Origin of the sequence: Celerinatantimonas yamalensis (genome assembly GCF_046054155.1) — a bacterium.
Classification (GTDB): domain Bacteria; phylum Pseudomonadota; class Gammaproteobacteria; order Enterobacterales; family Celerinatantimonadaceae; genus Celerinatantimonas; species Celerinatantimonas yamalensis.
In genome coordinates, this window is record NZ_JBEQCT010000006.1 from 113,547 (window position 1) to 126,164 (window position 12,618).

11 protein-coding genes are annotated in these 12,618 nt (G+C 48.5%); 9 read left to right on the plus strand and 2 right to left on the minus strand.

Translation table 11 applies throughout. The features are described from left to right. Nucleotides 1-25: 25 nt before the first annotated feature. Nucleotides 26-667: a DeoR/GlpR family DNA-binding transcription regulator gene (locus tag ABUE30_RS13055; protein ID WP_408624237.1), complete on the minus strand. Its 642-nt coding sequence runs from the start codon at nucleotides 665-667 to the stop codon at nucleotides 26-28. Nucleotides 668-706: 39 nt separating this feature from the next. Further along, a complete protein-coding gene (gene qhpR, locus ABUE30_RS13060; protein ID WP_408624360.1) occupies nucleotides 707-1,762 on the minus strand; it encodes an AraC-like transcriptional regulator QhpR in 1,056 nt (351 codons plus the stop codon). A gap of 226 nt (nucleotides 1,763-1,988) precedes the next feature. Between qhpR and ABUE30_RS13065 the strand changes: the two genes are divergently transcribed. From ABUE30_RS13065 to pdxY, 9 genes are all read left to right on the plus strand, one after another. After that, on the plus strand, nucleotides 1,989-2,390 hold the full coding sequence (locus ABUE30_RS13065) for a hypothetical protein (RefSeq protein WP_408624238.1): 402 nt from the start codon (nucleotides 1,989-1,991) through the stop codon (nucleotides 2,388-2,390). Nucleotides 2,391-2,571: 181 nt separating this feature from the next. Further along, nucleotides 2,572-3,939: an ethanolamine permease gene (eat, locus tag ABUE30_RS13070; RefSeq protein ID WP_408624239.1), complete on the plus strand. Its 1,368-nt coding sequence runs from the start codon at nucleotides 2,572-2,574 to the stop codon at nucleotides 3,937-3,939. 391 nt (nucleotides 3,940-4,330) lie between these two features. After that, entirely contained in the window at nucleotides 4,331-4,999 is a 669-nt protein-coding gene (locus tag ABUE30_RS13075; protein WP_408624361.1) for a response regulator, read from the plus strand. Further along, nucleotides 4,996-6,375, plus strand: coding sequence for an ATP-binding protein (locus ABUE30_RS13080; protein WP_408624240.1), 1,380 nt, complete (start codon nucleotides 4,996-4,998; stop codon nucleotides 6,373-6,375). Before ABUE30_RS13075 ends, ABUE30_RS13080 begins: the two co-directional genes overlap by 4 nt. A 239-nt stretch (nucleotides 6,376-6,614) precedes the next feature. Further along, a complete protein-coding gene (locus tag ABUE30_RS13085) occupies nucleotides 6,615-7,577 on the plus strand; it encodes a UDP-2,3-diacylglucosamine diphosphatase (protein WP_408624241.1) in 963 nt (320 codons plus the stop codon). Beyond that, nucleotides 7,507-8,085, plus strand: coding sequence for a DedA family protein (locus ABUE30_RS13090; RefSeq protein ID WP_408624242.1), 579 nt, complete (start codon nucleotides 7,507-7,509; stop codon nucleotides 8,083-8,085). Before ABUE30_RS13085 ends, ABUE30_RS13090 begins: the two co-directional genes overlap by 71 nt. Nucleotides 8,086-8,091: 6 nt before the next feature. Beyond that, nucleotides 8,092-10,029, plus strand: coding sequence for a glycosyltransferase (locus tag ABUE30_RS13095; RefSeq protein ID WP_408624243.1), 1,938 nt, complete (start codon nucleotides 8,092-8,094; stop codon nucleotides 10,027-10,029). A 726-nt stretch (nucleotides 10,030-10,755) separates the two neighbouring features. Continuing rightward, complete coding sequence (locus ABUE30_RS13100; RefSeq protein ID WP_408624244.1) at nucleotides 10,756-11,673, plus strand: hypothetical protein; 918 nt, start codon at nucleotides 10,756-10,758, stop codon at nucleotides 11,671-11,673. Between the two features lie 79 nt (nucleotides 11,674-11,752). Then, on the plus strand, nucleotides 11,753-12,616 hold the full coding sequence (gene pdxY, locus ABUE30_RS13105; RefSeq protein WP_408624246.1) for a pyridoxal kinase PdxY: 864 nt from the start codon (nucleotides 11,753-11,755) through the stop codon (nucleotides 12,614-12,616). Nucleotides 12,617-12,618 lie beyond the last annotated feature (2 nt).

The window sequence follows — 12,618 nt, forward strand, 5'->3', positions numbered from 1 at the left end:
ATGTGGTGATGCTCTATACCTCCAGTTACTTAAGATTAAAACAAGTTATTTTTGTTTTGGGGTGATGATCGGTCACTACGGTGTCAAGTTGTGACCGAGGGGTGTAAATAAAATGATTGGTCATTCCAATTGTGCTGTGATTGGCCAAAATAATCGTTCGCTTTGACTGGCTGAACATCGCTACAACAATACCGCTTCCCCATGGATGATAGTTGCTACTGGCATTTGCTCTTGCTTGCATGGCTGCGTGCAACAAAAGAGCACGATGCAGAGCACTGGTGTAGGAATGCTTTAGGGTTATCGCGACCGATAGGTTATTGGTAATGGTAGTTAGATCGCTCAGCGTTTTGGGCTGCTCGGCCCAACAATTGCTACTGCCAGCATCAATAAATAGGGTTTGACCGGATTGAATAAGACGCATGTAACCTTTGGCTCTTTCCTGAGTAGGGGCACTTTGGCGAATCGTTAGGAAGAGTTCTTTTGGGTATTCAAGAGCTATCACGCCAGTATAGACTCGCTGCGTTAGCCTGTGCGCGCAAATCGTCATCACATCGCGGTGAATCGTTTCACGTGAAACCTCTAAAGCCTCAAGTAACGACGCGTTGCTCGGTTGACAATGTTGGTGCAAAGGGGCTTGAATACGGAGTAACCAAGTTTGTTGTCGCATGGTGGGTGCGGGTTAGTCAGTCTTTTTCATTCGAACATCTCAGCATACTTTAACTTGATATGCCGCCATAGTATTGCTGGGAGCATGCTTTAGCATAGATTGTTGACGCTGGCGAAATTGCCTTGGACTCACGCCAAACCAGCGGCGAAACGCGCGTGAGAAAGCGCTAGTTTCTGAATAGCCCAACAACATGCCCATTTCGGAAATGGGGATCTGTTGCTGGCGCAGATAATGGGTCGCCATGTCACAACGCACCTGTTCAATTAAGCCGCTAAAGGTCAATCCGTTCTGGCGTAGCCGTCGTTGCAAGGACCAGCGAGATAACCCCAGTTGCTCAGCAATACTCTCTAAATCGGGTTCACCGCTGAGCAGTGCTGTTTGGATCTGTGCGCGGGTTTGATTAATAAGGTCTTGCCGATGGTCGCTATTCAGGCGCCGAATGGCATCAAGCATAACGCTTAGCAAGATCGGATCAGGCGAGGGCATCGCTTTGAGTACATCAGCTTTACGAATGAACAACGAGTTAAAAGGTTGATCAAAGTAAACGGGTGCATCAAATACTTTACAGTGGTCATGCCACTGCTCTGGTCTTGGGTGTTCAAAGTGAACTTCGCGTGGAGCCCAATTTTTGCCACAGGCTTGACGGATCAAATTGTTAATCATCCCTAACGTCAGCTCAGAATCTTGGCGACGACAGAGGATCGCTCCATGGCGCACTTGATAGTCAAAACGCCAACAATCGGCCTGTTCTACCAACTGTACGAACGTGTCATGCTGGTGCCAACAAAAAGCGTTGACGACATTCCTGAGTGCTTCGCCTAAATTTGCGGAGCATAAACCGATATATCCGATTAATCCCAGTGATTGTGGCTGAAACTGTCGGCCATAATAGAGGCCAAAATTATTAAAACCACTTTGTTGTGCGGCTTGCTCAAGCACTTGGCAATAGTTCACTAATTGCAAGCTGAGGGTGGGGCTGGTGAGAATTTGTGGGTCGATATGACTGCTGGCTAGGATCTGCTCTACATCTCCGCCGACCTGTGCAATAAAGTCATCTAACCCGGTTGCAGCTGCCGCTAAAATGCCTTGATTCATTCCTATATTTTGTTGCAATGTGCCAACAACAAGTGGTTGTGTCGCGCTCACTGATAGGGTCATCGCCACCTCAGGCTGTATATATCATGAGCAATCACAAGCAAAAATCACACCAGTATAAAAATAGCGAATGACTCATCGATGGGGTGATGGTTGCGGTTTGATTGCCCCATTTATCGCACCGCAGCTGCGCGTTTGTGCCAAGACTGTGCACAGCTAAACACTCGTGGGTAACGAGGGATGGTTCAGCGAGCATGCAGATACAGTTGCACCGACTTATCGTGATGGTCGGGGTGTGGCATCTCGTTGTCAGCATGACTGCCAGCTACACCGGTTAGTGACGTGTTGCGGTGATGTCCCTCATTGGAAAAGGCTTTTGGGTTCAACGATTGTGGTTGGCATCTTACCGATCACCCAGTGGAGATTACAGATCACTGCTATTGACTCAATTAAGGGATCATACTGCGAACCTTCTTTACGTCGAATAGCCTGTGACACTTGGATACTCACCGTCATTCACGCATCGACCCCCTTAGCTCAGCAGTTACGGGCCAGTATCGATTCTCATTTCGCGAGCAAAAATGGTCAACATGCCCTCCCATCTAATTTCCAGCAATGGATTGCTTGACTGAGGATTGCACTTATCGGTGGTCATTGCTCGCTTCAGTCAACTCAATTGCTAAGTTAACTTTGCGTCGCACGAGTGCTCTATCACAGTCAAGTTTTCTTACTATCAATCATCGATGATCAATATCAAGGAAACCGCTGCTCTGGCGATAATGCGAATCATTGATGATTGGAGATCTGTTATGACGGAAAAACTTAAACCCACGCTCAGCACCATTCACTTATGGGGGATCGCGGTTGGGCTGGTGATATCAGGTGAATATTTTGGTTGGAGTTATGGTTGGGGCGTGGCTGGAACGTTGGGTTTTTTGCTCACCACCGCTCTGATTGCCACGATGTATACTTGTTTTATCTTTAGTTTTACCGAGCTCACTACGGCGATTCCTCATGCTGGTGGCCCGTTTGCCTATAGTCGCCGCGCCTTTGGTGAAACGGGGGGTTTGATTGCGGGAATGGCAACGCTGATTGAATTTGTCTTCGCTCCGCCAGCTATCGCTATGGCGATTGGCGCTTATCTTAACGTACAGTTCCCTGAGTTGAACCCGAAATATGCGGCGGTGGGTGCCTATATTATCTTTATGGCATTAAATATTTTAGGTGTGAAGCTGGCGGCAACATTTGAGCTGTGTGTGACTATCTTAGCGGTTATTGAGCTGTTGGTGTTTATGGGCGTGGTGGCACCGGGTTTTAGTATTAGCCATTTTGTCGCGCATGGCTGGGCGGGCAGTGATCATTTTAGCGCTTCAGCATTATCTGGGGTGTTTGCGGCGATTCCATTTGCGATCTGGTTTTTCCTGGCTATTGAAGGGGCGGCGATGGCTGCTGAAGAAGCCAAAGATCCCAAGCGCACCATTCCTAAAGCCTATATTACAGGGATTTTAACCCTCGTGATTTTGGCCATTGGTGTGATGATGCTCGCTGGTGGGGCTGGCGATTGGCAAAAACTTTCAGGTATTAACGATCCGTTGCCACAAGCGATGAAAATGGTTGTAGGGACACACTCTGGATGGTTGCATATGTTGGTGTGGATTGGCCTATTTGGGCTGATTGCCAGCTTCCACGGGATTATCTTAGGTTATTCGCGGCAGTTTTTTGCGCTGGCACGTGCGGGCTATCTGCCCGTAGGTTTGGCTAAGTTATCGGTCTTTCAAACGCCTCATCGCGCCATTATTGCGGGTGGGGTGATTGGCTGCGCGGCGATTTTTAGTGATGGGTTGATTAACCTACAGGGAATGGGATTGACGGCTGCCATGATCACCATGGCTGTTTTTGGCGCCATTGTCATGTATATCATGAGTATGCTGAGCTTGTTTAAGCTGCGCCGCGATGAGCCAAACTTAGAACGCAGTTATTATGCACCCGGCTACCCAGTGGTACCCGCTATTGCGCTGGCCATTTCAGTGTTGTGTTTGGTGGCGATGATCTGGTTTAACTTTATGTTGGCGGTTATCTTTGCGTTGATGATGGTACTCGCTTATATCTATTTTCGTCTGACCGCCCAGCAGCGTCTGCTTGCCCCAGAAGATTTGCTCCTAATGGGTCATAAATAACATCTGACAGCTAGCTATTTATTTGATAAAGCCTCTGGTTCTGCCAGAGGCTTTTTTATGGGATGATTCGCGCCGCTTCAGCACATTCTCTAACGCAATGCCGCGCTACCCGTCATAAGCTGGTGACTCATTAGCTGGTGGCTCGCCAGTCCAATTTGGATCGAGTGCCGCCCAAACTGAGCGTTGCTCCTTGCCCTTCATCACTTTTCACCGCCTAGGCCGCGTTGCGTGATACGATGCTTTTCAATTAGGATTTTGGACGAGCAGGTTTATTGAGTGCTAAGCTGCAATTAATTTGACACGTCAACGGCCTGCAATTGGCTGGGGCGAGCTGGTGATGCAGGTTTTTATGACTTGCCTTGTTTCTAAGCTTAGATGGGCTACATCGCATATGCGTTTATTGTTAGCAGAAGATGATCCGTTAATCGGCCAAGGGTTACAGCAAGGGTTACGCCAAGAGGGGTTTACTGTCGATTGGGTGACCGATGGACAGGCAGCGCTCGCTGCATTAGCGATGAAAACAGTCCCTTATTCGCTGGCGTTGCTCGATCTTTCACTGCCTAAGCTGGATGGAATGACGTTACTAAAAAATTTACGCCAAGACGATAACCGCCTGCCAGTAATTATTATTACCGCTCGTGATGCATTGCCTGATCGCTTGTTAGGGCTTGATATGGGGGCTGATGATTATTTGGTTAAACCCTTTGCCTTACAGGAACTTATTTCTCGTATTCGGGCCGTCAGCCGGCGGCATGCCGGACGGGCTCAGACACAGCTGATGGCCGGTTCTATTCGCCTTGACCCAACGCGTCATCAATTGTGGTTGAATGATGCAGAAGTCTCTATTTCACCTAAGGAGTTCGCGCTGCTGCGCGAACTGATGCAAGAACCAGATGCGGTCGTTTCTCGAGAACAGCTCGAAGAGCGTTTATATGGTTGGGGAGAGGAGATCGGCAGTAATGCCGTAGAAGTGCATATCTCTAATTTGCGCAAAAAACTGGGCAGTCATGTGATTCAAACGGTTCGAGGTGTGGGGTATTGTATTGGAGAACGTCAGTGAAATGGCGTCGTTTAGTTCGCTGGTTTAAGCAATCGCTGCGCCGACGACTGTTGCTATGGTTATTGCCGGCTACTTTTCTGGCCGGTCTATTGGCAAGCCTGGGGACATACTGGGGCGCGGCCGATCAACTCAATGATCTGCTGAGTGATCAGATGCGCTATATTGCTGAACATGTTGAGGTTGGCAACGATGGCTCTGTCAGTTTTCAGTACCCCAAAAAACAACACGAAAAAAGTATCAGTAGTGATCTTGCCGATGAAGTGCTGTTGCAGGTTTGGCTCAATGGCAAACTTGAGTACACCACTGACAGTGGACTGCTATTACCTAAACCGCAGCAAAGCGGTTTTTTGAATGTTCAGCTGAGTGGGCAAACCTGGCATACGTTTACTATGAAGCGAGGCAAGCGTTGGATTGTTGTGGGGCAGGCTCGGGATGCTCGCTGGGAAGCATTAGCGGGCGTGGCGGTGCACCTGTTTTGGCCGGTTTTATCGCTCTTACCGGTGTTGGCGCTGTTTTTATGGTTTGGGATAGGTCATGGGCTTAAACCACTACGCTTAATTAGCGTTGAACTGGCCCAGCGTAATGCCAACAGTATGGAGCCTATCGACACCCATTTACTGCCGGGTGAGATCCATCCATTTGCCCATGCCTTAAATGATTTATTATTACGCTTAGAGTATTCGTTTAAGGTACAAAAAGATTTTATTGCCGACGCGGCTCATGAGTTGCGAACACCGATTATGGGATTAGCTATTCAGACTGAATTGTTGCAGCGTAGTGATGACCCGAAAGCCCGCCAGCAAACTATCGAACAACTGCAAATCGGTATCGATCGATTATCGCATATCACCGCTCAATTGTTGGCGTTGGCACGTTTAGATCCTAACGCTGCAATGGTGTTGCAATCTATTGAATTACCTGATTTATGTCAATCTGTGATGAGTGAGCATAACCAGCTTGCCGAGGCTCGGCAGATTAAACTCAGTTGTGCTGGGCGCCAACCCATCGCCATTATTGGTGACTATGATAGCTTGCGAATTTTGCTTAATAATCTACTCGACAACGCTATTCGTTATTCACATGTGGGTGGTTCGGTGGAGCTATCGACTCGAATTACCCCTCAAGGCGTGCTGTTGACGGTGTGTGATGATGGCCCTGGGATTCCTGAGGAGGAGCGTATTCGGGTGATGGAACGTTTTTATCGGGGCAGCTCGGCTCGCGATACGGGCAGTGGCCTAGGACTGTCTATTGTTAAACGGATCGCTGAGCGGCATTTCGCGCAGGTCTCGTTGCATTCGGGTCATCATGGCCAAGGTCTGAAGGTTCACGTGCAGTTTCCTGTCAGCGCCTTAATCCCATCACCAAAATCGGACTGATGTTTATAATGTCGACTATTGTCATTAATCTTTATTAATTCTTCAATATACTGTTTTTACTTATTATTTGTTGAATTTTTCGAGAAACCTTTGACTCATTTGTCACTGTTCTTAAAAATCTTAAGCAGAATTTAAGCTGCTCCTCGATAATATCTCAGTAAGCGTAGCCAGTGGCGCTTAACCTAGCGGATCGCCCAGGCTTTGTTGCACGTATTGATAAGCCGCTTTTGGAGAATGTGATGCCTACCACAACAGAGTATGCTACTGACGTATGGCCAAACGATTACTCCTTTGATGAACAGGCGAAGTCAGCCGCGCCAGATGAGCGTCGCTCTATTCGCGCGTTGTTTATTTCAGATGTTCACCTCGGTACTCGAGCCTGTCAGGCTGAATTATTAACCCAATTTTTGCACAATTATGATGTGCAGACCATCTACTTGGTGGGTGACATTCTTGAGAGTAAGTGTTTGAAATCCAAACGCCGTTGGAGCATGCGGCAAAATGTGGTGATCCACGAATTGCTGGAGCGGGCCCGACAGGGAACTCGGATCATTTATATTCCCGGTAACCATGATTACCAGCTGCGCCGCTGCGCTGGTAAAACCTTTCTTGGCATTGAAATAAAACGCGATGCGATCCACGAAAGTGCCGATGGCCGTAAGTATCTGGTGACTCACGGTGACCAATATGATGTGGTGATGCGCCATATGCCGTGGTTGGCCAACATTGGGCATGGTGTCTATCATGCGTTACTGACCTTAAACGCTAGTTTGAATGTGCTCCGGCGCAGCCTTGGGCTGAACTACTGGTCATTGTCGCAATGGAGTAAACATAATGTTAAGCGGGTCGTGACACATATGAGCCACTTTGAGCAAAGTTTGCTAAATGAGGCGAGAGAGAAAGGGGCTCAAGGCGTGATTTGTGGTCATATTCATCACGCTGCCGATCATGATATCGATGGGATGCGTTATCTCAACTCTGGTGACTGGGTCGAAACCTGTTCGGGGATTGTAGAGTACTTGGATGGGCGCTTTGAGCTCGTTCAATGGGATTTTACGCAATACCCTGCTCACCATAAAGCGACCTTACGAACTGGACAACCCCTTCAACCTTATGATGTCGGAGAAGAACATGCTGGATTGGATGCTGTCCGCAATTTCCAACTACGGATACGTAGCGCTGTTCATAGCCGCATTAGTTGAAGGCCCTATTGCTGCGGTTATCGGTGCTTTTTTGGCATCGCAGGGGTTATTAAATATCGCGGCGGTTTATATGGTGTCGGTGCTGGGCGATATGCTTGGCGATCTATTATTGTATGGCCTTGGGCGCAGTAGCTGGATGTCGTCGTCATTTTTACGTAAACGGCCAAATAGTTCTGCGAATTTGAAATTTTCATCACTGCTGGCGAGTTTTCGTACTCGGCCTGGAAGAGTATTGGTCACGGCCAAATTGACCCATGCCGCTGGCTTTATTGTACTGCTCGGTGCTGGCGTTGCCCGTATACCGATGCGGATCTTCCTTGGGTTTAATTTTTTGGCAACGCTGCCTAAATCAGCCGTTTTTGTGTTACTCGGTTTCTTTGCTGGGGCGGCTTATCACCACATCGACTTTTATCTGTGGCTGTTTTCATGCGTCATTCTTGCCGTGTTGGTCGTGGCTAGTCTGTTCTATATTCGCCGAATGTTTAAACTGACTCGGTTTGAGGGTTAAAAAGTTATGCGTATTGCACTATTCACTGATAGTTTTTACCCAGAGTTAGGGGGGATCCAAGATTCAGTATTATTGACCAGCCGAGCATTGGGCGAGCGCGGCCATCAGGTGATGATTTTTGCGCCCAGCGCACCTGCGCGAGATTTTCAACTCGCTGGATTACCTACTCAAGAAATTGATCTTGGCGACAATGTGACTATCTGCCGACTCTGTTCTGTGCGAGTCCCAAGTTCCACGGGGCAGTCTCGACTGCTTGTTCCTACGGGGCGGCGCTGGCGTCAATTGCGTGATTTTAAGCCGGATATCATTCATACCCATACTTTTCTGGGTGCTGGTTGGGAGGCGCTCAGAGCTTCTCGGCGTTTAAATGTGCCGATAGTGGGCACCAACCACTGGGCGATTGGCGAATTTGGCTCTTACACCCCGTTTTCAGCAGATTTCTTTAGCCACACCAGCGTGAAGTGGGTGACGCGCTATTATAATCATTGCCTGAGAGTTAGTGGCCCTTCTCAGTCAGTGCTCGATGAGATGCTCTCATTTGGCCTTAGCGTGCCCTCTCAGGTCGTATCCAATCCAATTGATACCCACTTGTTTAAGCCAGTTGATGGGGCAACTAAAGCATCCTATAAACAGCAGTTTGGTTTTACCGATCAGACTATTTGTTATGCTGGGCGCTTGGCCAATGAAAAGAATATTGATGTATTGATCCGAGCTTTGGCCATTGTAGTAGAAGAGCTTCCCAATGCGATGTTGGTTCTGGCCGGACATGGCTCAGCACGGGAGAGTTTGTATAAATTAGCGCAATCGCTGGGCATCGCTGAGCGAGTGAAGTTCTTAGGGACACTCAATAAAGCTGAGCTGGCGAAGGTTTATCAAGGCGCCGATACATTTGCCATCGCGAGCACCTCGGAAACTCAAAGTATGGTGCTATTACAAGCGATGAGCTGTGGTTTGCCAGCGGTGGGGGCACACTGGCGGGCATTGCCCGAATATATTGATGGCCAGTCGGGTTTTACGGCCCCACCGGGCGATGCTAAGGCGTTTGCCCATCAGCTGTTAAAATTGTTATCACAACCTGAATTACGTGCTCAAATGGGTGAGTACGCGACGCACAAAACCCAGCAGTTTTCCATCGATAGAGTGACCTGCACTTGGGAGCAGATTTATACCGATGCATTAACCCCCAGATATATCAACTCGTATGATAGGAGCACGGTTATGAAGCTCAGTTTGATTATTCCTGCCTATAACGAAGAACGCTATTTGGCGCAGTGTTTAACTTACGCTTGTGCAGAAATGGCCAAGTATGCACATCTAGGGCTGTTTGAGATCATTGTCATCGACAATGCCAGTACAGATCGCACTGCCGAGGTGGCTTCAACGTTTGCTGGAGTGCGCGTAGTTTATGAGCCCAATAAGGGGTTGACCTGTGCTCGGCAGCGCGGGCTCGAAGAGGCGCAGGGCGAGATCTTAGCTTTCATTGATGCGGATACTCGAATGCCATCTGGTTGGGTACCTCGGGTATTGGATGCTTATGCAGCAGATAATAACCTAACCTGTATCAGTGGCCCTTATCGTTATTATGACTTACCGATCGTGCAGCGCTGGTTGGTGAAAGCTTACTGGAGCATGCTAGCCAGACCGACCTATTGGTTTACCCGTTATATGGCAGTCGGCGGGAACTTTGCTGCCAGTAAGGCTGCGTTGCTGGCAATTGGTGGGTTTGATACCTCCATCGCGTTCTATGGTGAGGATACCGATATTGCCCGAAGGCTACATAAGAAAGGACGGGTCTTATTTGACATGAAACTGGTGATGGAGACTTCTGCACGGCGTCTACGCGAAGAGGGTTTTTTGGCCACAGCGGCTCATTATGTCGCGAACTTTGTCTCAGAAGTGATTCGTAAAAAGCCGTCAACTACGGAGTATCGTGATATTCGCTAACGTTTATCGGACCCAATGCATGGTTGCCTCGAGATATGGCAGGGCGATAAATGAGCCTTCTTTAAGAGGTGAGCTTATTAGCTGGTAGCGCTTGTGAAGCATTGACCAGCGTCCTAGTTTTCGCTTCTCGGTGAGAAAATTTGCTGCACATAAGCTACCCGAGCCGCTGGTGCATCCGTGTCAGGGAAAACTGTGAGCGGTGATGTTTGATGCGCGCGCCGGTGATAAGCCGGTAGTCGCTGGAGCTATTATACTGATCAGCGAAATAGCTTAGGTTAACTTACTTAATGCGTTATCTAGGGCAATGTCAACCAGTTGCTATCGCGGGGCTGGAGCCAGTGGTCGAAGCAGTTTAAGTCCGATCCCTGCTGCCTACAAAGGTTAATCCTCTTTTCGTGCAAGCGCGATCATGTCCTGTATGGGCAGCGGCTTGTTCGGGGATTAACTCTTGCTACCACAGTGACCCGTTCAAAGCCGATAAATAGCTCCGTATCGCGCGCATCCTCTCTTGCCCATTAAAGTAGTCAATTCAGCAAATAGCCGGCGACCGATATTTACACTGGGCGTTTGTAACCGTTCATACTATTCACTGATTAGGTCTGCATAGTCAGTCGGATTACCAACGCCATGGCGGGTTGTGATGATGATGACATTAATGCTATAAAAACAGCTCCCTGGTAATTGATTGCCTGACATTTGAATGTTTATCAAATAGAGAGAACATGGATGAGTGATGTGAAAGCCGTTTTTTTATCGCCATTTGTCGCCCATTGGCAACATCTGCCGGTAGCTTGTGAGCGTTTAACACAATGGATAAGCGATTATTTGGATGAACAGTTGTCGTGGTGTCATGATGAGCAGTTTGGTGCGCTTTTTCCTTTTCAACAGCTCGATTTACCACAAGATTTTTTTCTGCAGCGTGTCATCGACGTGGATGGCATTCAGTATTTAACGGGGCCACGTTTTGTCAATCAGCAACTCGATGCGCCTTTTGTGGATATCATTGCGCCGTGCGGGCCGCCGAGTGAGCGGGCAGTCAAGGCTATTTTGGCCAACTGGCAGGGGCTTAATGCCACTCGAGTACGCTATTGCAGCGCCACCATCACTCCAGCCTTGCATCCCATTGATCAACAGCTCTATCTTGGCCAAGCGAGCGAGATGATAGCTGCTCAGGCAGATACAACGGTTTTTTTGACAGGTGCGAATATCACCGATAAACAGTGGTGCCGAGCGTTACTTGATGATGCCTATCAGCAGCTGTTTAAACGCCAGCCAGAACTACAAAAGAGGCTTCATGCACTCAGTGATGATGAGCTCGAAGAGCACCTTCAAGACGGTGAGGTTTGTCGCATTCATTGGTGCCAGCAAGCGGTTGGGGTGTTGATTGTACAGGCGTGTTCATATCAGTTTTTGCATGGATTGAGCGTCATTGATAAGGCGATTGCGCCAGCATTTCAAGGGCAGCATCTCTCAGCAAAGGCGCAGTTGGCCTATATGCAGCAGCTGGCCTCAGATGCACTATTGTTTGGCACTATCGATGGTCGTAACGAGGCTTCAATTCAATCAGCGCTACAAGCCGGCCGAATGCCAGTACTTCGCTATTGCTGGATGGATGAGCCAAGCAATAGCTCGAATATACAATGACTTTCGGTTATGGGGGTTTCGTGTACAACGGCTTAGTAGCATAATGTTTATATCTTCTCATTGAATGGATGTCATACATATGCCTCATCATTTACTTTCAATTCAAAGCCATGTTGCCTATGGTCATGTCGGTAATAGCGCGGCTGTTTTTCCGTTGCAACGTCAAGGCTTTGAAGTGAGCGCAATTCATACCGTGCAATTTTCTAATCATACGGGCTATGGCGAATTTAAAGGCGAGGTGTTTACCCCCGCGCATCTGCGTGAGGTGCTCGATGGCATTGAAGATCGCGGCGCGCTTAAACAGATGAGTGCTCTGTTAACGGGATACTTGGGCGATCAATATACCGGTGAAGTGACACTCGATGCGCTGCAGCGCATCCGTCGCCATCGGCCAGATGCATTGTATTGCTGTGACCCCGTGATGGGGGATGTCGGGCGCGGATTTTTTGTTAAACCGGGTTTACCTGAGTGGATAAGAGACTACGCAATCCCTCATGCCGATCTGATTACGCCCAATCAATTTGAATTAAGTTTTCTAGCCGATCAGCGTATTGAAACCTTTAAGGATGCACTGCAAGCTACGGCTCAGGTGCGTGAGCGGGGCCCTAAATATGTGTTGGTGACCTCGTTAGAGGTTGACGAGGTGCCCTCTGATCAGATTGGTCTTCTGCTCGATAGCGCTCAGGGAAGTTGGCTGGTGGCTACGCCCAAGTTGGATTTTCCTGTTCCTCTAAATGGGGCGGGGGATGTCACCAGCGCGCTATTTTTAGCACAGCTGCTTAAAGGGGCTGATCCTGAGCAAGCATTGCAGTTTGTGGCGGCCTCCGTGTACGCTTTGTTCGAATTAACCTATCAAGCTGGAGAGCGAGAGCTGCAATTGATTGCCGCGCAGGATCTGATGCTCAATCCGCGACAACTATTTAAATTAAAACGACTGCGTTAAGG

Bases quoted from the DNA above. Each gene is read 5' to 3' on its own strand.
- ABUE30_RS13055 (WP_408624237.1), bottom strand. From the start codon at position 667: ATGCGACAACAAACTTGGTTACTCCGTATTCAAGCCCCTTTGCACCAA.
- qhpR (WP_408624360.1), bottom strand. From the start codon at position 1,762: ATGAATCAAGGCATTTTAGCGGCAGCTGCAACCGGGTTAGATGACTTT.
- eat (WP_408624239.1), top strand. From the start codon at position 2,572: ATGACGGAAAAACTTAAACCCACGCTCAGCACCATTCACTTATGGGGG.
- ABUE30_RS13075 (WP_408624361.1), top strand. From the start codon at position 4,331: ATGCGTTTATTGTTAGCAGAAGATGATCCGTTAATCGGCCAAGGGTTA.
- ABUE30_RS13085 (WP_408624241.1), top strand. From the start codon at position 6,615: ATGCCTACCACAACAGAGTATGCTACTGACGTATGGCCAAACGATTAC.
- ABUE30_RS13090 (WP_408624242.1), top strand. From the start codon at position 7,507: ATGCTGGATTGGATGCTGTCCGCAATTTCCAACTACGGATACGTAGCG.
- ABUE30_RS13095 (WP_408624243.1), top strand. From the start codon at position 8,092: ATGCGTATTGCACTATTCACTGATAGTTTTTACCCAGAGTTAGGGGGG.
- ABUE30_RS13100 (WP_408624244.1), top strand. From the start codon at position 10,756: ATGAGTGATGTGAAAGCCGTTTTTTTATCGCCATTTGTCGCCCATTGG.
- pdxY (WP_408624246.1), top strand. From the start codon at position 11,753: ATGCCTCATCATTTACTTTCAATTCAAAGCCATGTTGCCTATGGTCAT.